At 38.0% G+C, this 19,822-nt stretch carries 15 protein-coding genes; 11 read left to right on the top strand and 4 right to left on the bottom strand.

Going from position 1 to position 19,822, the window contains the following annotated elements:
• Positions 1 to 602: 602 nt before the first annotated feature.
• A complete protein-coding gene (locus JWR61_RS06275) occupies positions 603 to 869 on the bottom strand; it encodes a hypothetical protein (RefSeq protein ID WP_301926981.1) in 267 nt (88 codons plus the stop codon).
• Positions 870 to 2,102: 1,233 nt separating this feature from the next.
• Positions 2,103 to 2,720 carry a fibronectin type III domain-containing protein gene (locus JWR61_RS06280; protein ID WP_301926982.1) on the bottom strand — a complete coding sequence of 206 codons (618 nt, stop codon included), beginning with the start codon at positions 2,718 to 2,720 and terminating at the stop codon, positions 2,103 to 2,105.
• A gap of 863 nt (positions 2,721 to 3,583) precedes the next feature.
• Here JWR61_RS06280 and JWR61_RS06285 point away from each other — a divergent pair.
• The 4 genes from JWR61_RS06285 (at position 3,584) to JWR61_RS06300 (ending at position 9,927) form a co-directional block, all read left to right on the top strand.
• Positions 3,584 to 6,448, top strand: coding sequence for a DNA methyltransferase (locus JWR61_RS06285; protein WP_301926983.1), 2,865 nt, complete (start codon positions 3,584 to 3,586; stop codon positions 6,446 to 6,448).
• 37 nt (positions 6,449 to 6,485) lie between these two features.
• Positions 6,486 to 7,052 (top strand): hypothetical protein, encoded by a 567-nt coding sequence (locus JWR61_RS06290; RefSeq protein ID WP_301926984.1) that lies wholly within the window; start codon positions 6,486 to 6,488, stop codon positions 7,050 to 7,052.
• A 360-nt stretch (positions 7,053 to 7,412) separates the two neighbouring features.
• Entirely contained in the window at positions 7,413 to 8,432 is a 1,020-nt protein-coding gene (locus JWR61_RS06295) for a DUF5655 domain-containing protein (protein ID WP_301926985.1), read from the top strand.
• A 322-nt stretch (positions 8,433 to 8,754) separates the two neighbouring features.
• Positions 8,755 to 9,927 (top strand): hypothetical protein, encoded by a 1,173-nt coding sequence (locus JWR61_RS06300; RefSeq protein WP_301926986.1) that lies wholly within the window; start codon positions 8,755 to 8,757, stop codon positions 9,925 to 9,927.
• A 114-nt stretch (positions 9,928 to 10,041) separates the two neighbouring features.
• On the opposite strand, the gene JWR61_RS06305 is transcribed toward JWR61_RS06300, so the two are convergent.
• The gene (locus JWR61_RS06305) at positions 10,042 to 11,226 is read right to left on the bottom strand and encodes a hypothetical protein (protein ID WP_301926987.1); all 1,185 of its coding nucleotides are present in this window, start codon (positions 11,224 to 11,226) and stop codon (positions 10,042 to 10,044) included.
• A 385-nt stretch (positions 11,227 to 11,611) separates the two neighbouring features.
• Here JWR61_RS06305 and JWR61_RS06310 point away from each other — a divergent pair, with 385 nt between their 5' ends.
• The 7 genes from JWR61_RS06310 to JWR61_RS06340 all read left to right on the top strand — a co-directional run bounded on the left by JWR61_RS06310 (position 11,612) and on the right by JWR61_RS06340 (position 18,184).
• A complete protein-coding gene (locus JWR61_RS06310; RefSeq protein WP_301926988.1) occupies positions 11,612 to 13,195 on the top strand; it encodes a reverse transcriptase domain-containing protein in 1,584 nt (527 codons plus the stop codon).
• A gap of 232 nt (positions 13,196 to 13,427) precedes the next feature.
• The gene (locus JWR61_RS06315; protein WP_301926989.1) at positions 13,428 to 14,504 is read left to right on the top strand and encodes a PQQ-binding-like beta-propeller repeat protein; all 1,077 of its coding nucleotides are present in this window, start codon (positions 13,428 to 13,430) and stop codon (positions 14,502 to 14,504) included.
• A 317-nt stretch (positions 14,505 to 14,821) separates the two neighbouring features.
• Positions 14,822 to 15,538, top strand: a complete 717-nt coding sequence (locus JWR61_RS06320) for a YafY family protein (protein ID WP_301926990.1) — start codon at positions 14,822 to 14,824, stop codon at positions 15,536 to 15,538.
• Between the two features lie 70 nt (positions 15,539 to 15,608).
• Positions 15,609 to 16,013 carry a VOC family protein gene (locus JWR61_RS06325; protein WP_301926991.1) on the top strand — a complete coding sequence of 135 codons (405 nt, stop codon included), beginning with the start codon at positions 15,609 to 15,611 and terminating at the stop codon, positions 16,011 to 16,013.
• Between the two features lie 769 nt (positions 16,014 to 16,782).
• Positions 16,783 to 17,169 (top strand): DUF805 domain-containing protein, encoded by a 387-nt coding sequence (locus tag JWR61_RS06330; RefSeq protein ID WP_301926992.1) that lies wholly within the window; start codon positions 16,783 to 16,785, stop codon positions 17,167 to 17,169.
• A 217-nt stretch (positions 17,170 to 17,386) separates the two neighbouring features.
• Complete coding sequence (locus tag JWR61_RS06335; protein WP_301926993.1) at positions 17,387 to 17,707, top strand: hypothetical protein; 321 nt, start codon at positions 17,387 to 17,389, stop codon at positions 17,705 to 17,707.
• 261 nt (positions 17,708 to 17,968) lie between these two features.
• Positions 17,969 to 18,184, top strand: coding sequence for a hypothetical protein (locus JWR61_RS06340; protein WP_301926994.1), 216 nt, complete (start codon positions 17,969 to 17,971; stop codon positions 18,182 to 18,184).
• Positions 18,185 to 19,442: 1,258 nt separating this feature from the next.
• On the opposite strand, the gene JWR61_RS06345 is transcribed toward JWR61_RS06340, so the two are convergent.
• Positions 19,443 to 19,628 (bottom strand): hypothetical protein, encoded by a 186-nt coding sequence (locus tag JWR61_RS06345; RefSeq protein WP_301926995.1) that lies wholly within the window; start codon positions 19,626 to 19,628, stop codon positions 19,443 to 19,445.
• Positions 19,629 to 19,822 lie beyond the last annotated feature (194 nt).

Raw genomic sequence — 19,822 nt, forward strand, 5'->3', positions numbered from 1 at the left:
TAATGATGCATATGATTAAAGATGAAGTGCATCCTGATTCGCTAATCCCCACAATAGTCTGAACATGATTTTTATGATTTAATGTTGCACATGATAAAATGCAGTACCTCCCCAATCCGCTAATCCCCAAATAGTCTGAACTATGATTTTTGTGATTTAATGATTAACATGATTAAATGCAGTCTCCCCCAATTCGCTCATCATAAAAATCACAAGAATCAAATAAATCACAGTTCAGACAAAAAATGATGCACATCATAAAATGCAGTACCTCCCCAATCCGCTAATCCCCACAATAGTCTGAACTATGATTTTTGTGATTAAATGATTAACATGATTAAATACAGTCTCCCCCAATTCGCTCATCCTGAAAATCACAAAATCATATAAATCCTGTTCAGACAACAAATGATCGCCCTAAAAATCAGCCCTCATCCGCCCAATCCGTGTCATCAGCGTTCCATCCTTCGCTAAAATCAGCATTCCATCCTCCGCTACAAAAAAAGGGCGCTCCACACCCTTACAGGTAGCAAAGCGCCCGCTCGTCGTATCAAAGTAACAAACCCTGCGAGGCCAGGGGTACTGGTTTGGGGGGACAGGATTCAAGTCCGCCCCATATGCTGGTTTTCCCGGAGATATTGTTGCAGCACCGCCTGATCGAAAAACACTTTACAATTCGGGCGTTTCTGGATGTATTTTATCTTACCCTCGTCACGGGTTATTTTCAGCAATCGCTCGCTGATGCGCAAAAAAAACGCGGCCTCTTTAGAAGTTAGTAAAACACTCGGTAGTGGAATATCCACCACCATATCACTATCGTCAGCAGGTGGAAGGGGTACAGCAGTTCCTTTGTTGTACGGTACAGGCATGGCAAAATTGTTTTTAGGTTTTCAATAAAAATGAACAATCTGCGGCCCAGAGGAAACGAATGAAGTATAAATAAAGCTAATTTGTTTTAAAAATGCAAGCTTTTTGAGAAAAAAGTTTAAACTGGCGCAACCAACGTTAGGCAATAGGCAATAGTTACCAGGCAACAGGCAACAGGCAATGGGCAATGGTCAATGGTCAATAGGCAGTAGTCAATAGGCAATAGTCAATCAATGTCGTTTACTTAAGCCATTAAAAATTTATCCCGATAGTAATAGGTTACAAAAAGGGCATGAAGTCTACAAGTCATGTTTCGATCCGATAGCTATCGGGTTTAACCCAGTAACTGGATAAGCTGCATCTTTTGCTTCGGTTCCGGCTTGCCGGAATTCAAAAAAATACGCAGCATTCCCGATAGCTACCGGGATTTTTGAAAGAAGCAAAAGCAGTCCCGGTAGCTATCGGGATTCCAGTTACGCAGACCGCCGGCTGAGGAGGCGAGTATTCGAATAAAAAAGATCTTCGTATTTATTTGAAGTGTTTATAATAGCCCGCAATACTTAGGTAGTCTCTATTTTCTTTTTTGTCTTGATACAAAAAAGAAACAAAAAAAATCAAGGCTGCGAATAAAAAGGCTGAAATTTTCAGCACAATCCTACAATCAAGGAACTCGCTCGAAGTCTATAATGCCTTGCAATATATGCGTGCTCAAACAGCCTTGATTGCTTAACGGATTGCACTGAAAATTTCCAGCACTTTTTATTCGGGGCCGTTTGAAGAGTATCCATTATTGTTACAGTTCATGATAAAGCCTGGCAGAAAGCGAAAGCTCCTCAAACCGTCCTTCGGGTTTAAAACAGTAACTGGATAAGCTGCATCTTTTGCTTCGGTTCCGGCCAGCCGGAATTCCAAAAAATGCGCAGCATATTTTTTTGAAAGAAGCAAAAGCAGCAGCGTTCCAGTTACGCAGCCCGCCGGCTGAAGAGGCGAAACTGACAAATTGAAAAGCAGCAACGAGTTTTAATTGGCGCCTGAATTAATAAATAAACGACATTGAACAGTCAACAGGCAAAGTAAAAAGTAAAAAGTAAAAAGTAAAAAAGCATAGCCGCAGCTGCAAAGCCAAAGCGGGCAAAAACAAGCGGGCAGCGTGATCAACCAAACCAATCCCAAACCAGGCAAACACCCCCTCCGCTAACATAAGCCTTAAGCTTTCCGCCTTAAGCCTTCAGCTTTTATTGCGCAAACAAACTAACCACCCCACTATACACCAGTTGATTCCTGCTGCCGCTCACCGCCACCCTTACCCAGTATTGCTTGCCCGGTAGCAGATCGGTAAACACATACTTGCTCGTGGTGCTCAGGTTGTTTTGCCAAACGGTTGTGTCTGTTGGTGGTTCAGTACACAGCTGATGATTGTAGCCCTTGCCACCCTTTACCGCCTGTACCTGGCTCACCAGGCTGCCACCCGTAACCCCGTTGGTGAGCGACGCGTTTTGCGGCGCCTCCAGGTACACTTTGCCCGGTTCCTTGCTCAGCGGGTAGCCGCTGCCGGTGAGCATCGTAACACTGCCGTTGCTCACATTCATAACGTACAGACCCAGCAGGCGCAGCCCCTGTTCCAGCGCCAGGCGACTCTCATTTTTTTCCGCCATACTGTTTTTACCCAGGTCTTTCGCTGCCACAAGGGCGTTGCTGTAGCGGGTAACAGCCGCATCCACAATGGCCAGCGATGGGTTGGGGTTGGGGAAGTTCGCATTGCCCTGCATACTCGTGTTAATGTGCCTTGCAGTGGTTTCAAAATCCGCGTCCGATAAACGGCTGAAGCTGGTGTTAATACCCGGCATTTTCATAAAAATAAGTTTTAAGTTAGGCCCACAAAAGCGTGGAATAAGCTATAACCCGCCGAAGTATTATTTATTGCAGCCATGTCACAAACTGCTGCAAACTTCCACAAACTGCTGCAAAATAGTTTGCGGCAAACTGTAAAAAACCGTCCGGATGCCCGCCGGGAACGCCGGAATAATCCGGCGCAACAGTAAATATTGGCCATTGACTATTGACTATTGACCATTGACCAACAACAAAAATCTTTTGACAACATACAAAGCGCCTGTGTTATATAACAAAGCCCGAAGTACAACAAACAAAAGCCTGCCGTATACCAACAAAACAAACATGCTATATAACAAAAGACTGCTGACGGTGTACAAAAGGTTTTTGACAGCAAACAAAGCAGGTTGGCTGACAAACAACAGCCCAATGCCCGCAAACAAATGGCTTTATCCTACATACAAATCACTTTTGCTAACGTACAACGGCCCATCATTGCCGAACCTGGATGTTTTAAATACATTATTGTCCCAACATTTAGGCAATGGGCAGCATCGTTGCATCGCCCTCTTGTACTGTATACCGTTAAGGGGCTTTTATCTAAGCGGTTGTGCGTTTACCAAAATAAAGGGTACGTTCACGTAATGTTTTGTTTTTGTAATCATTTTTAGTGTAAATTGTTTGCCTCTTACGTCTTATATCCCACAATTAATTTTAACCCTAAACAACTTGTCATGATGATAGATACCTCTGTCTGTTTTTGTACGAATTACGATATCAAATTGATGATGGAGAAATTAATTGAATTAAGAACCGAAGAGGTTAAAAGCAATTTCTCAATTGATTTTTCTATGACAAAGACAAATAACAACTTACATCCACTATGCCTTTAAGCTGGAATGAAATTAAAAGCCGTGCCGCCACCTTCAGCAATGAATGGAAAGACGATACGAGTGAAGATGCAGAAGCCAAATCTTTTTGGGATGATTTTTTTAACGTTTTTGGCATCAGCCGCCGCAGGGTAGCCACCTTTGAGCAGCAGGTAAAAAAAATTGATAACAAAGCAGGCTTTATAGACCTGCTGTGGAAGGGTATTATTTTAGTGGAACACAAGAGCCGTGGCAAAGACCTTGACCGTGCTTACCAGCAAGCCAAAGATTATTTTCCCGGGTTAAAAGATAAGGAACTGCCGCGCTATATTCTTGTGAGTGATTTTGTATGTTTTCGTTTATATGACCTGGAAGAAAAACAGCAGCACGAATTTAAACTCACCGAATTTGTAAACCATGTACACTTGTTTGGCTTTATCGCCGGTTATCAAAAGCGTGCAAGCTATAAAGAGCAGGACCCTGTAAACATACAGGCTGCGGAACTGATGGGCAAGCTGCACGACAAATTAAAAGCCATTGGTTATGAAGGGCACGACCTTGAGCTATACCTTGTACGTTTATTATTTTGCCTGTTTGCGGATGATACCAATATTTTTGAGCTGGGCATTTTTCACGAATATTTAGAACTGAAAACAAATGAAGATGGCAGCGACCTTGCCGCACACATCAGTCAGTTGTTTACCATTCTTAACACGCCCAACGATAAACGTTTTAAAAATATTGATGAAAGCCTCAACGCCTTTCCCTATGTAAACGGAAAATTGTTTGAAGAGCCATTACCCTTCGCCAGTTTTGACAGCAGCATGCGCAAAACGCTGATCGATTGTTGCCTGCTGGATTGGGGAAAGATATCACCTGCCATATTTGGCTCGCTGTTTCAAAGCGTGATGGATGAAAAAGCCCGCCGAAATTTAGGCGCTCATTACACCAGCGAAAAAAATATTTTAAAACTCATTGGCCCTTTATTTCTTGATGATTTGCGTAAAGAATTTGATGCCGCTAAAGACAGCAAGCAAAAGCTGCAAAAGTTTCATGATAAAATAAGCAAGCTGCGGTTTTTAGACCCAGCCTGTGGTTGCGGGAACTTTTTAATTATTGCCTACAGGGAATTGCGACTGCTTGAAATTGATATTATTAAAACCCTGTTGTTTAAGCACGAAAAATTAAGAGCAGAAGTAGCCGCTGAAGCCGGTATTGATGCCGGGCATTTAATAAAATGCGATGTAGATAAATTTTACGGAATAGAGTACGAGGAGTTTCCGGCCCAAATAGCACAGGTAGCCATGTGGCTGATGGACCACCAGATGAACCAACTGGTAACACAAACTTTTGGCGAATATTATGTGCGATTGCCTTTGCGTAAAAGTGCTACTATACGGCATGGTAATGCTTTGCGTATAGACTGGCAAAGCCTTTTACAGCCGCAGTTAAGCGATGTATGGAATAAAGAGGAGACTGATAAATTGAGATACAATTATATTTTCGGGAATCCACCTTTTATAGGATATGCATGGCAAAGCAAAGAACAAAAAGAAGATCTGACAATGACTTTCAATGGTATCAATGGAGCAGGTGTTTTAGATTATGTATGTGCATGGTATATTAAAGCCGCCCAATATCTTCAGTTTTCTAATGAAGTGTATACATATCCTGGTACGTTGGGAGAACAAGGTTTAGTGCATGTTTCAAGTTCAACATATTGTGGCTTTGTTAGCACGAATTCTATTTCACAAGGAGAGCAGGCAGGAATTTTATGGAGTGAGCTCATCAATAAATATTCGATCAGAATATTTTTTGCACATCGTACATTTAAATGGGGAAATGAAGCAAGAGGTAATGCAGCTGTTCATGTAGTAATTATTGGATTCGCCAATTTTAATTACAATCCTAAAAGAATTTTTGAGTACGATGATATTAAAGCTGAGCCGCATGAAATTATTGTAAAGAATATTAACCCATATTTAGTTGGCGGAAAAGATGCTTTTATTCAAAAAAGGACAAACCCAATATGCAACGTGTCCTCAATTAATAGAGGCAGCGATGCAATCGATGACGGAAATCTTTTATTAAATGTTGAAGAGAGAGAAGATTTAATTAAAAATAATCCCGGAGCAGAAAAATGGATACGGCCATTTCTTATGGGAAGAGAATTTTTAAATAAAATACCGAGGTATTGTCTTTGGCTTAAAAATATAGAGCCTACAGAATTGAAAGCTTTGCCGCTTGTTTATGAGAGGGTACAAAAGGTTAAAACCTTTAGAGAAAAAAGTCTAAGACCGCAAACAATTAAAGCGGCAAAATTTCCAACCTTGTTCGGCGAAGAAAGGCACCCCGATTCAGATTACTTAGCAATTCCCAAAGTGTCATCGGAAAACAGGGAGTATATACCTATCGCCTTCTGTTCAAAAGATACAATCTGTGGAGATAAACTATTTAACCTTCCCAATGCTACTTTATTCCACTTCGGAATTTTAACCTCATTGATGCACAATACTTGGATGCGTTACACCTGTGGAAGGATGAAAAGTGACTATAGTTATTCAAATACAATCGTGTACAACAATTTTCCGTGGCCAGAGAACCCAACAGATAAACAAAAAGAAACAGTAGAAAAAGCAGCGCAGGCAGTATTGGATGCAAGGGCAAGTTTTCCGGATGAACGTCTTGCAGATTTGTATGATCCAAACACAATGCCACCGGTATTGGTAAAAGCACACCAGGTATTGGATAAAGCCGTTGACCTATGTTACCGCCCGCAGGCATTCATCAACGAAACCAAACGCATTGAATATTTATTTGAGTTGTACGATCATTACACTGCTGGATTATTTGCAAAAGAAAAGAAGATTAAAAAATAAATCAGATTTGAAATTTTAAACCAGTTGAAATTAAAATATGGATGTAAAAAGCCTAAACGAATACAAACAAAACTGCTATACGGCATTAAGTAGAGACTTGACAGAATTTGAAAAGAATTTCCTGTTAATTGCAGGAGCAATTTTAGCTTTCTCGATAACCTTTATAAAGGATATAATTAAAATAGCAGAGGCGGACTATTTGTACTTATTATTTCTCGGGTGGTTGTTTATCATCGTATCCATTGGTATTATGATGCATACATTTTTGAGGTCTGCAAATGCAAGTAATGACCTATTAAAGCTTGTCGATGATTTTATTGAAAATAATGGTTTTTATATTTCAGAAACGAAATTATCAAGTGAACATAGCAAGAAGATAAAGACCGATGTGAATGCGATTTTATATCCTTGTAAATCAAAGTTAAGAGCGCATAGAAAATTTGCAGTTAATACCTTTTTAACAGGACTGGTTTCATTTTCTTTATTTGTTTCTTTAAACTTAATCGATGAAAACGGCAAAGACAGGAATACAAAAGATAAGAAATCAGTGCACACAATATTCACTAACGATACAATAATTATTAAAGGAACGAATAATGAGTAAATCAACACCTCCAAGGCCCACTCCAAGGCCCACTCCTCAACCCCAGCCAACACCTAGGCCGACTCCCAGACCGTTACCCAATGAAAGCCCTAAGCCATTCATTAGAGAACAGCCAAGTCCGAAAGGAGATCCGCCACCAATGAGAAAATAGCAACACTCACTTAGAAAAAGCAAGACATATCTAGGGAAGCATGCAATGACTTCCTTCGCAGCAACGCCTCCTTCCGAGGCAGTGCGTTGGCCAGGGACCTTGCAGACTAGGAAGCAACAAACATAATTAACTGATGCGAACATCCTCGGTCATGCTGCAAAAGATAGTTGAGAGACGGTGCTAACAAAAAATATTATTAAACAGGAGCGATGAAAGTATTTTCAAACAATAAAATATACAATGAATTTCCATTCGACAGAGAAGCTGATTTTGAAAAAGAGGTAGTAAATAATTCTAAATTATTCTTTGGCCCGAAATCAATCTATATCGACGCAAAAAAGAAAATAGAAACTAAAAGTTTGGGAAATTCTATTCCTGATGGTTTCTTATTTGATATGAGTGATATCACAAGTCCGGAATTTTATATTGTTGAAGTTGAACTGGTCAGGCATGATTTTTACAATCATATATTTCCCCAGATAACGAAATTTTTTAGCTTTTATAGAAATCACAAAAGCCAAATTGATCTGGCAGAAAAGATTTATACTGTGATCAACAATGACCCCTCTTTAAAAGCGGCTTTTAAAACATTTCTTGGCGAACAGGAAATTTATAAATTTTTAAAAGACACCATTCAACACAGCCAAAATATTTTATTAATTATTGATGGCGACAAAAAAGAACTGCCAGAGATAATGGATACTTATGGCGATACCTGGGGCAAGATGGTTAAATTACTATTGGTCAAAAAATTTGCAAACGGAGGCGATATCATCTACACAATGCATCCTGAGTTTGAAAATATTGAATATGCTGAAATTGTAGATGCTCCTTTAAAAGATACAGTAGACAGTGTGGACTATACAGAGCAAATGCATTTGGACGGCGTGTCTGATGAAATCCGTGATATATATCAACAAATAAAAAAAGCAGTTTTTGAAAAGTTTCCGTCTCTTATTATAAACCCAACAAAACACTACATATCAGTAAAGAAAGACAGGAATATTTTTTTTATGAAATTCTCTACAAAGAAAATGATAGTAGTGTTGCCGCAAAGTGAAACAGATACTGCAAAAGATATTTTATTTCATCCCATTAAAATTTTGCCGCCAAATGTCCAACGTTTTTGGTTTGGCAATGGCGCAGGTTCGTCAATCATAATTGATAATGCTGCGCACTTGGATGAAGTGCTCAAAGTGCTTTTTAAAAGCATTGAAAAATTTTCTTAATGATGTGCGGAACCTTGATTGTTTGCTCATCGGACGCGGTAATACATTTGCTGACAAAATGATAAAAGGCGCTGGAATGAATAGAAGGATTGCAATGTCAGCAGATTACTAATTTCAGGTAATGTAGGTTTGCTGCATTAAGATCTTGTAACAAGAGGGCAAAGGAAAAGGACACCTGCACCAGGTGGTGAATTTAATACTTGGTTAAAGCTGCAGGTTGAACGGGAAACCAGTCAGACCTGGCTAACGTTATACTTTGGACAGAGACAAATGTTTGCATTTATATTTTCAGTTTTTAACTTTTTTTATTAAAGTGTGTTCATTGATTGATTTAATCGATTTTAAGTATCTTCCTTCTATGTTTGAATCAATTATAATGCGACCAAATAGCGATAGAAATTATCCTTTAGACTATGGCCAACTAATTGAAAATTTATTTTTTTATAAAAATACTAGTGTTCACATTGGAAGGGCTGAAATAAAATCTTTATTTGATTTAACCGATTTAGATGTAATTATAGAGCTATTAAAGCATCATTCTTTAAATGTTTATTATAATAATTCACATACTGGAATTATTAACAAAGATGAAATACGGTCAGTGGACTCCTTTGGGTTATCTAACTTTGATTTGGAAAAGGAGTTATACCAAGAGAGCTTTGATCATGGTAAAGATGCTCTTAAAAGTAAAAAATTCGCAAAAAAATTATCCAGCTTAATTAAAGTTCACGAGTTGCCTCAGCCATTTAATTTGGTAATGAATGAGCAATTAAAGGATGACGTTTTTCGAAATAGAGTCGTTGCTGAAATGTTTAAAAATTTTTATCCAGATATTCAAGTCCAACAAAGTTCCCAATATTACAATATTGAATTCTTAAATGATATCGAGTTTAAAATTCATACTAACATTGATTTTAAGCAGTATGATAAAATCAGTATAGACGGCCCCGTGCTGGCAATCATCAATGGATGCGAAGACTTACATGTAATGTCTGAAAATAAATCTGAAATTTCTTTGCCTGAATTTAATTCGAGAATAATACGATTAAAGATTAACAGTGCACTTGAAAAACGTAATAACTCGCAGGTTGAAATAGATGGATTTAATGAAAAAATATTTAAAAATTCATGGGCTTTACGTGAGGCGATAAATTCACGAACCCTTTTGATTAAAGGCGCTTTAAGGGCTTTAGAAAAAGCTGAAAAGTATAAGGATTGGCTGCAGGATCTGCCTGACAATAGTGATTTGATGTATGAGTATTTAAATGCTGCACAAGAGAAAAGTGTGTTAGAAGGATTGCCTGGTAAAACCATTCGTTTTTTCATTTTCAATACAATAGGTGTAGGACTAGGGGTTGTAAATCCAATAATTGGAATTCCTGCGGGGATTGCAGTGGCAGCCTTTGACACTTTTATTTTAGATCACCTAATAAAAAGTTGGACACCAAACCAGTTTATTGAAAAACACTATAAACCTTTAATAACAAATGATTGATCGCTTTTGCCCACCAGCGCCACATTTTGAGGCGGTAGTCAAGAGAAACAAACTAATTGATGCAGTGAAACAGTAACGATGTTTGCCGCGTTAAGAAAGAAGTTCCGGTGGCGATTATTTGATATTTTCTTGGAAGTCAATATCAAGAAATTTAATTGATTGGATTCTGTCAATTCTAAAAAATCTTTCCTCGCAGTTGCTTAAAATGCATTTTGCTTTTAAATAGTCAATAGATATAGGTCTTCCATTTTCTGTTTTTGAGTTGGCAAAAAATGAAACTTCATATATTGTTCTAATTGAAAAGTTATCGCTCACGTCTTTGTATTTTATTCTCCAATAAATTTTTTTAGAAAATATTTCGAGCTCTTTTTTGCCTATTCCAATAATGTTTAATTTATCTTTCTCAAGAGTAAAATTTGGCAAATGGTCGAACTTATTATCCAAAAATTGAAATTGATTTTCTTTACCCTCAATTAAAACTTCAACTGTTCTATTTTCTAAATAATCAATTCCATCTAAAAAATAACATCCGGCTTTATAGACTATATGCCTCGGCTTAATAAACGTTTCTTTAAATCGGGGTGATTGTGAAGCAGTCATTAAAAAAGTTTTGTCAGCAATCGCTTTATTTAATGTAACCAATAGCGTTGAACTTATTTCATAACTTTTTTGAAGCACTTCGATTGGAAGCACTACATCAGAAAATTTGTCAGCGGGGAAATTGAAAAATTTACATTTCACCAACTGTGAAGAAATTATTCTTCTAACCTCACCAGTTTTGATATCGATTAACGGCTCTTTACTTTCACTTTTCAAAAAACCTATTATTTGCAAGACAGGGCTAGTGAACGGAAGAATTCCTGTTATAGTTCGATTTAATTTTTGAGAACTTGTGTCTGCATTTAACGACATTTTTTTCTTGCTCAATTCAATTGAGACAGTTTTAAAAGTTACTAAAGCTCCATATTCCAAATCTTTAGAACCCAATGAGATGGTATCCGTTTCTATCAATTTTATTAGCCTTGATGAAATCCACGATTCTTCGAAGTGTCCCGATTTTGAGGAATACCATATACACTTGTATTGGAAAGTACCTTTTTTGATTATTTCTGTGCCAGTACTTTCATCATATGCAGATTTACTTTCGGTTAAAATTTCCGCTACTACCATCAATGGAGATAAAATTGCTTGGTCACCACTAATGAAGGTTGTATCCTTATCAGATCGTTGAAAAAAAGGATGACTGTTCAGGGCAACAATTGAACCGATTTTGGGTAGAGATAATTTAGGGGTGGGCATAATTTTACTTCAAATATAATTATTCTTTTATTAAAACTATATTTGTATTAACCCTACAGGGAATTGAAGATTGTAGACATTTGGTTAGAACTATAAAATTTCCTTTTGGAAATTTACTTTGCGATTAGTTTACTAAGTCAAAAAGGAAAGGTATTGATAATCGGCTCCACATTACTTCTAAGAAGGTCTAAATCGTGGTACACGTGTCGTACTGTAAATATACATGAAATCAGGGATATTATTATGTTCATCATAATTTTCGCTTTGAAAGTGTTTATTTTATTCAAAATTTTGTGACTCAAGAATTTGGGTACTAGTTCGCCTCTTATAAGAGTGTATGTCTACAAATTAAATCTACTACACATACCCCCTGTGGGGTCATTTTATGAATGATCTTAATCAGCCTTCATGGCTTAAATCAAAAGGGTATTTACATGTAACTGCTCAAATTGATGTAAATAAAAGAGCAAAAGAGTTAGTATCAAAAATTACAAATCCTGACTTTGTCAGCAAGTATGCCTTTTTCCCATTAATTCATACAAATATTAGTGAAAGAAAATTTAAAAAAATTGGAATAGACTCGACCTTACGTGCTCATTCTTATAAAAATGAAAATGGCGAATTCAAAAAAAATAAAAAAGTCAGACCACTACATTATGCAACACATTTGGATGCGTTAATTTTTGGATACTATGCAGAAGTCCTGCAAAAAAAATACGAAGAATTAATTTCTCGATGTGAAGGGCTAGGTAATTGTATTATTGCATACAGGAAAATTTTTAACGAATTAGATGGAAAGAATAAAGGAACCATCCACTTTGCGAAGGAAATTTTTGACGAAATAAAAAAGCAAAGTAATTGTGGGGACGAGGAATGTGTGGTTTTAACCTTTGATATAAAGAGTTTTTTTTCATCTCTTGATCATGAACTTTTAAAAAAAGCGTGGGCGAAATTAATAGATGTTTCTTTACTGCCCGATGATCACTATAATGTTTTTAAGGCTGCAACTCAATTTTCTTATATATTTTTAGATGACCTTAGAATTAAGAGCAAAAACGAATCAAAAAAGAATGGATTTGATGAAAGAGACTTAGCCAGAATTAGAAACAAGTATGGTGTACAAGCATTATTTGCTAACCCAAAAGAATTCAGAGATCAAGTAAAGAACGGAAGTTTAAAGCTCTATAAATATCCATTTCGTGACATCAAAAGCAAAATTCCGATCGGTATACCACAAGGCCTGCCTATTAGTGCTATTCTGGCAAATCTATATTTATTAAGTTTTGACCTGCATATTTTTAACACTGTAGTTAATAAACTGGGTGGCTATTATAGAAGATATTCTGATGATATTGTTATTGTTTGTTCTAAATCCAATTCAACGTTGATAGAAGGTATCATTCATTCGAAAATAAAAGAAAACCGAGTTGAAATTAGTGTTAACAAAACAGAAAGATTTATTTTAAAAAACATTGCTTTTGGAAAAAATACTCCACGGCTTACATGTTTGAAAATGCTTGAAAATGGCAAAGAAGTATGTATCCCATTTAATTATCTTGGTTTTGAATTTGACGGTCAAAAATCGTTAATTAAGTCTACAAATATTGCAAAGTTTTATAGGAGAATGATTTCATCCGTGAAAAGTAAAGCAAAAAAGGCTAAACTAATTGCAGAAAAAAATCCTGGGTCTAAACCGGTAATATTTCGCAGACAGTTATATAAACTTTATACTACGCGACCGCTTAACAATGTGAAAGTGCGTAATAGGTGGAAGAAGATTGTCAAAATGGATAATGGAAATTTTAGACTGGTAACAATTAAGAAACAGAAAATTTTGCGCAGCAATTACCTGAGCTATGTTCAAAGAGCTTGTGAAATTATGGAAGAGCCCCATATTGCAAAGCAAATAAGAAAGCATAAGAAAGTTTTTAATGATTCAATAAATCGGCACCTGAAAAATAAAGATTAAGGTTGTTTTACCATGGTTGGTAACCCATTCTCTAATTCTCTGCTTCCGTGGTTGGTGTAAACGCTTCGATCTCCAAGCTCGGTGTTCCCACTGACCTGTAGCAATAAAGGCACGCCCATTCGCTGCAGCTATACTTTGAGGATTTTCATAAACAGTTGTTTTTTTTCATAAACTTCGCATATCCGTAAAACGTTAGCCGTACCTATTTAATCACTTAAACAATCTAAACTTTATGAACAAGTATTATTTATTACTTTTTATTTTTTTCATCTGTTGCTTTTGTGCCTGTAACAAAGACAAGCCTAATTCAGGGCTGTTTGATGCAACCGCATTTGTAGGTAGCAATGATGGTAAACTATATGCCGTTGATCTGCAAGCCGGCAGCAAGAAGTGGGAGTTTGCTACCGGCATGGGTATATTTTCAAGTCCGCAAGTATACAACAGTAAGGTTTATTGTGGAAGCGGCGATTCCAGGCTTTATGCTCTTGATGTCGTCACCGGCGCAAAGCAATGGGAATTTAAAACGGGCAACGGAATTTCTTCCAACTTTACAATTGCAGATGGAGTGGTGTATGTAGGAAGTTATGACTTTAAAGTTTATGCGCTCGATGCGCAGACAGGAGTAAAAAAATGGGAATTTGCCACTGGCAGCTATATCCAATCCACCCCGGCAATCTCAGGGGGTGTTTTATATATTGGAGGCACCGACCAAAAGTTGTATGCTATAGATATATCTACGGGATTGCAAAAGTGGGCATTGACTGTAGGAGGCTCTGTTACTTCTTCTCCGGCGGTTGCGAATGGCCTTGTGTTTATAGGATGTGCTGACCAAAAACTATATGCAGTGGATGCTGCTACTGGTGAAAAAAAATGGGAATACCTCACTGGAGGCAGAATTGATTCAGACCCAAAAGTTCAAAACGGAGTAGTTTATATTGGAAGCCGTGATAAAAAATTATATGCGCTCAATGCTTTGGACGGCAGCAAAAAGTGGGAGCTATTAACCGGGGGTGAATTTTTTGCAGCTCCTGCTATTAAAGACAACGTGTTGTACGCCGGCTGCAGCGACAAAAAACTCTACGCCATTGACCTGGCCTCTGGTTCAACGAAATGGACTTACACAGGAAATGATATAATAGGAGGTCCCTTAGTTACGAATAATTTCCTTTATGCCGGCTGCTGGGATAACAGCCTGTATACATTTGATATATCGTCTGGAAAGGGCACTAAAAAATTTACCTCAGCCGGAGCCATCTACACTGCCCCTGCTATTTTAATGAGCGATGGAACTATCATTAACAGTAACTAAGGAGGGACAATATGTGCCCAAGTCTGGTGCTGGGTCCGTGGTTGGTGTAAACTCTTCGACCTCCTGGGGTGCGCCCCACCGACGGGTAGCAAAATGAATTATCTTACAAATAAAAAGTGAAAGCCAGCGACTTTAAATACAACGGTCATCGTAATTCGCACACCTGATAAAATGAAGTATATTTTTGGACTATAACCATCAATCAATGGCAGCATTAATTAAAGCCGGATGAAATAAAATGATTGTCATCACCCCGTTGGCAGAAATCCTGCGACCGCCCTTACTGACATCAAATGACCACCTTTGAATAATAAAGAATGAATGATAACGACACCAAACGACTTTCGAGGCTCACTGCAATGCTAACCCAATTGCAAACAAAACGGGTCTTGACTTCAACAAAACTTGCTGAAAAATTTGGAGTAAGTGTGCGCACAATTTATCGGGACATAAAAGCATTGGAACAAGCTGGTGTGCCAATTGTAACGGAGGAAGGAAAAGGGTATATGTTGATGGAAGGTTACAGTGTTCCGCCAGTGATGTTTACCGAAAGCGAGGCAAATGCCTTAGTGACTGCTGAGCAACTGGTGTTGAAAAATAGAGATAGTTCTCTCAGTAAGGAATATACAGAAGCGGTAAATAAGATTAAAGCCGTGTTGTTATATACAACAAAAGAGAAAGCAGACTTACTTTCCAAAAGAATTGCAGTTAGTGCAGCCATGCCAGGCACAAGCATCAGTAATTCACTGACCTTTATCCAGAACGCCCTGACGGATTTCAAAGTTTTGAAAATTACTTATCAGTCTGAACACAAACAAGAAAAAACAGAACGAAAAATAGAACCATTTGCATTGTATTATAATCTTGAGGAAAGCTGGACACTGATTGCCTATTGCAGATTGAGGAAGGATTACAGAATGTTTCGGTTAAGCAGAATTTCAAAACTGATAACGCTTGAAGAAAAGTTTACGCCGCACAAACTGACACTAAAAGAGTATTTAGACAGCAAAGAAAAAAATTTTCAGCACCCCTGACATACCCTTGTCATAGCGCCATTTTACTTTTGTGAAATAAATAATTCTCAGGCAATTAAAACAAAAGAAAATGCAAAACAGGAATGTGGTATCAGTAAGAATAATCACCGCTGACATACAACGTTTGGTTCAATTTTTTGAAAAAGCAACCTGTATACCAGCTAAGTGGTCGACAGACGACTTTGCTGAAATAGTTACCAACTCCTTCACCCTGGCAATTGGAAGCACCCGGACACTGGCTTTTTTTGGAGAAGGAATAGCCCGGGCGGCCGCTAACAAAAGCGTAATCATAGAATTTCTTGTGGAGAATGTGGATGATGATTACGAGCGGATTAAAGATTTAACTACTGACATTGTTCAGCAACCGGCAACAATGCCATGGGGTAACCGTTCATTACTATTTCGTGACCCGGATGGAAATTTAATTAATTTCTTTACTCCGGTGAGTGCCGAAGCGATTAAGAAATTCGCTTAGTCCCTGCTTCCACGGTTGGTGTAAACGCTTCGATCTCCCAGGTTGCGCCCCACCGACGGGTAGTAAAATAAATTATCTTCCAAATAAAAAGTGAAAGCCAGCGACTTTAAATACAATGGCAATCTCAATTCGTACCCCATAGGCGCAAGAGTGCATTAAGCGAACGAAATAATAACAAGCACTGGAATGAAGCAATAGTTTTGCAGGCGGTTTTCCAGTGTCAGCTTGTTACTACTATTCGGTAATGTAAAGCTGCCCTCACTAAAGATTAAGAACAATAAGGCACAGGAGAAGGACACATGCGCCAGAGGGAGTTTGATTTTTTTTTCAGGCAATGTACCATGGCCCGCCGGTAAATAAGATTGGCAATGTTGCGGCAATTGTAAAAACCGGTGCACCTATTACCATTTATAGTACAGTTACAGAATGTAAGGCTGTATGGTATATGCTAAGCTGTATATTTGAATCAACGATTTATTTGAGCCAGTATTGCCAATGATGTAACCAGGTACTTCTTAACTACATACTGCAAAAACATAACCCGCAATTTAGCAACAGGATAAAGTGAAGCGCAGGCAAAAGCTGGTGTAATAACCAAGGGGCATAGCCGGGTGCCACGATTTAGTTAGCTTAAGTGATAGCACACACCAAAGATTAAAAATCAGGTAGTGGTTATTAAACAAAAAGCCATGGCGAAACATTGAGTTACCGGTATTAAAGGAGTACGACACAGATTGTATAATAAGTAAACCTGATAAAACCTGACACCATGTTTAAAGCACCATTTTCATTTGAAGGGCGTATAAGGCGAACCGAGTATGGTTTAACCTACCTTATTTACATTGCAGCATCAGTGGCTATAACCCTGCTTACTGAAGGCGGAAGTGAAGCTGCCAAATTTTTATTGCTGGGGTATGTGCCGCTTTTGTGGCTGCTATGGGCCCAGGGATCAAAAAGGTGCCACGACAGGGGCAACAAGGGCTGGTACCAGTTAATTCCCTTTTACGCTTTCTGGATGCTTTTTGCCGACAGCGATGTAGGAGCAAATGAATATGGATTAAATCCAAAAGGAATCGGCAACGTAGATGAAATTGACGAAATAGGTGATTATCTCTCGCCCGAAGGTGATCCCTCCACCCGCTATCATCCCAATTAAGTTCAGTCACAGTGCTGCAAACTTTTTTGCTGCGTGTACCAGATTTACTTCCCGGCAACGTCTCCTCCCGGGCCAGGGCGTTTGCCAGGCACGTTGCGTACTATGGAGCAACGAACGCAGTCAGCCAGGCGCAACGTCCCCGGCTATGCTGCAAAAGCCGTTGAGAGACGTTGCTGGAAAGCGAAATACTGATTGTGGTCAGTTTAAATCTGCGAATATGCATTTTACCGTATGTTCCATTTTTCAAAATTTAATGATAGTATTTAAATCCCAACATTCCATTTTTAACAAGGCTAATGAAGCCGTTATTGTTGATTTTAACGATCAACAAGCCGTGGGCATTATTGAATACCGGGCCTGCCAATCCCTCCGTGCAGAATTTCCTATAGCCTGTTCCCTTCACCCCTTGATTCCTTCTGCAATTTTTGTTGATGCGGCATCTGGTGCTCTTGAATATGCTATTGGGGAGCATTGCTGTAAACCTTTCAAACGAACATTGGAAGGTTTCATTCTATTGAAAAAAAATAGGAGATATTGATTTGTTCTTTCTCCATGCAAAAAAATTAAAGGTATTTATTTCAATATGCACATCATTATGCCTGACTCTGGTTATGTACGAATGCTTGTTATTTAGCCTGTCCGGAATTTAACTGCTAATCAAAGACGGGGTTTATTTTCTTCCATCATTTTTGGATAGAAAATTGTGGCATTGATAGACGGCAAGGGATTGAATCTCTGGTTTGCAGCCTAAGCAACAGCTATTTAAACGCCCGTTATTGCTATCGCCTCAATTGCTTTTATGGTATACCTTTTTAAATTTGGAGACCATGTTCGCCACATTACCACAGGTCGGGAAATGTACATAGTAAGGATAATTTTACCGGGAGATCGTGCCTGCCCTTTATCGGCGATTAACGAAGGATATGAATGCGGCTGGATGATTGATAATAAGGTATATATAGATACTTTTGACCAGGAAAGTTTGGTTCTCCTGAAAGGATTTGAGGATTATTAGCACTTCTTAAAATGCATTACAAACCAGTTTGCATGGCGATGAGGCAGACTTTCGCATGAGTTGGGTTACTAATTCTTGACTACAAAACCCAACATCCGTAGCGAAAAGTGTAGATTGTGCATAATTAGGGTTTATGATAAAATTTAAACCGGTCCATTCTATATCTTCATCTGCTCATAAGGAGTCCATCACAGATTACCAAAAAAACATCCCCGCAATTATTGAGCATCAAATATGTCTCAATCTCAATAAAAAAAATCTGCCGCTTAAATGCCAGATGCATCCTGACATTGATTCTTACATCAGTGTGAATGCAAAAAATATTAGTTGCATATTTTCAGTTGAGAGTTGTTGTTGTGAGAATTTTGGTGCAATTCTAAAAAATACAATAGCGTACAATAAGCATTAATAATTCCTTTAAAATGCCGGCGGAAATCTTTTAAATTTTTCAGGCACACCGTAGCATCTTATTTATAATACACGAGAATGTGCTGTGAGCAAGAGTTATTGAAATTGAATAGGAACATCAGGCGATAAATCAAAAATAAAACATTTTTGAGCATGCAACTTTTGATTTTTAGGTTTAATTTTTCCATAAAATTTGAAAAACTAATTTTATTTTTTTTGTATCTTAGGTATGGAAAAGAGGTTTCTAAAATAATTCTGTGTGGATGATTTTTTATATGGTGTTTTGGAAATGATAAACAGGAGAAGGAATAATAAACCAATAGATAAGGACCTCATTATTGAGTATTATTCATCTACTTGCTACTTGGATTCCGTAATGATCCATCAACAATTTAAAAGTATACCGGTAAAATATTCGATTATAAATATTGATTGAATTTAGATTCTGCACCAACCTAACCATACTGAATCTTTTAAGTTTCCTTTTCTCCAAGGAAAATTTTATATGAAAAGCTCATTTAGGCCAGTTACCCCACAAGCACTTACAGCTGGAGTGTTATTATGCGACTCTCTTACTTCAGAAATATGGGAAATACTTTGTGCTGACGATTTATCGCTTAAAATGAAATCGGTGAACAGAAATTGCATTATCATCATGCCAGCTAGTGAGTTGAAACCAGACAAATGGGTGATATGCGAAGGCAAATAAGGAAACTTGTTGTGTCGGCCATGTAGTAACTTTGAAATAAATAAGTTTGTATAAGTTTTTGATACATTTCGTATGTGATGAAGTTTGGTAATTACGTATGCTCTTGAATTGTGCCGCGTTGTCCAGCTCGCTAAGAAAAGGCTAAATGACAAACGCCATGCGCTGTTGGAATGTGGGGTTGTAACGCCCCTTTATGCTATTAAGCAATTTAGAAGTACATTCTACATTTTCACCTAAACAAATCCATCCCTGGTCAGTTTTATCTTTAACTTTGATGGCTAAATCAGCTTCATTCTCTGCTGTTAGCAATATATACAGGCGTTCCATTTTGTATAATTTAATGAACAGTACAACCTATCAGCCAATAAACGTACCATGTTAAGGGAATTGCTTTCCCCGGAACCTAAGTAACCTGACTAGCAAATGGCCGCTCTTGGCACAAGCTTCTCCAGAAGTTAAGTCCGCGGTAGTCCATTGATAGGAGAGTGTGCCCCTGGCTATTATCTGCCAAACAACGAATG

It is taken from the genome of Ferruginibacter sp., assembly GCF_028288465.1.
In the GTDB taxonomy this organism is placed as follows: Bacteria; Bacteroidota; Bacteroidia; order Chitinophagales; family Chitinophagaceae; genus Ferruginibacter.

What these genes read in the sequence shown, in the direction of transcription:
- JWR61_RS06275 (WP_301926981.1), bottom strand. Translation starts at nt 869, where the DNA reads ATGCCTGTACCGTACAACAAAGGAACTGCTGTACCCCTTCCACCTGCT.
- JWR61_RS06280 (WP_301926982.1), bottom strand. Translation starts at nt 2,720, where the DNA reads ATGAAAATGCCGGGTATTAACACCAGCTTCAGCCGTTTATCGGACGCG.
- JWR61_RS06285 (WP_301926983.1), top strand. Translation starts at nt 3,584, where the DNA reads ATGCCTTTAAGCTGGAATGAAATTAAAAGCCGTGCCGCCACCTTCAGC.
- JWR61_RS06290 (WP_301926984.1), top strand. Translation starts at nt 6,486, where the DNA reads ATGGATGTAAAAAGCCTAAACGAATACAAACAAAACTGCTATACGGCA.
- JWR61_RS06295 (WP_301926985.1), top strand. Translation starts at nt 7,413, where the DNA reads ATGAAAGTATTTTCAAACAATAAAATATACAATGAATTTCCATTCGAC.
- JWR61_RS06305 (WP_301926987.1), bottom strand. Translation starts at nt 11,226, where the DNA reads ATGCCCACCCCTAAATTATCTCTACCCAAAATCGGTTCAATTGTTGCC.
- JWR61_RS06310 (WP_301926988.1), top strand. Translation starts at nt 11,612, where the DNA reads ATGAATGATCTTAATCAGCCTTCATGGCTTAAATCAAAAGGGTATTTA.
- JWR61_RS06315 (WP_301926989.1), top strand. Translation starts at nt 13,428, where the DNA reads ATGAACAAGTATTATTTATTACTTTTTATTTTTTTCATCTGTTGCTTT.
- JWR61_RS06320 (WP_301926990.1), top strand. Translation starts at nt 14,822, where the DNA reads ATGAATGATAACGACACCAAACGACTTTCGAGGCTCACTGCAATGCTA.
- JWR61_RS06325 (WP_301926991.1), top strand. Translation starts at nt 15,609, where the DNA reads ATGCAAAACAGGAATGTGGTATCAGTAAGAATAATCACCGCTGACATA.
- JWR61_RS06330 (WP_301926992.1), top strand. Translation starts at nt 16,783, where the DNA reads ATGTTTAAAGCACCATTTTCATTTGAAGGGCGTATAAGGCGAACCGAG.
- JWR61_RS06335 (WP_301926993.1), top strand. Translation starts at nt 17,387, where the DNA reads ATGCATTTTACCGTATGTTCCATTTTTCAAAATTTAATGATAGTATTT.
- JWR61_RS06340 (WP_301926994.1), top strand. Translation starts at nt 17,969, where the DNA reads ATGGTATACCTTTTTAAATTTGGAGACCATGTTCGCCACATTACCACA.
- JWR61_RS06345 (WP_301926995.1), bottom strand. Translation starts at nt 19,628, where the DNA reads ATGGAACGCCTGTATATATTGCTAACAGCAGAGAATGAAGCTGATTTA.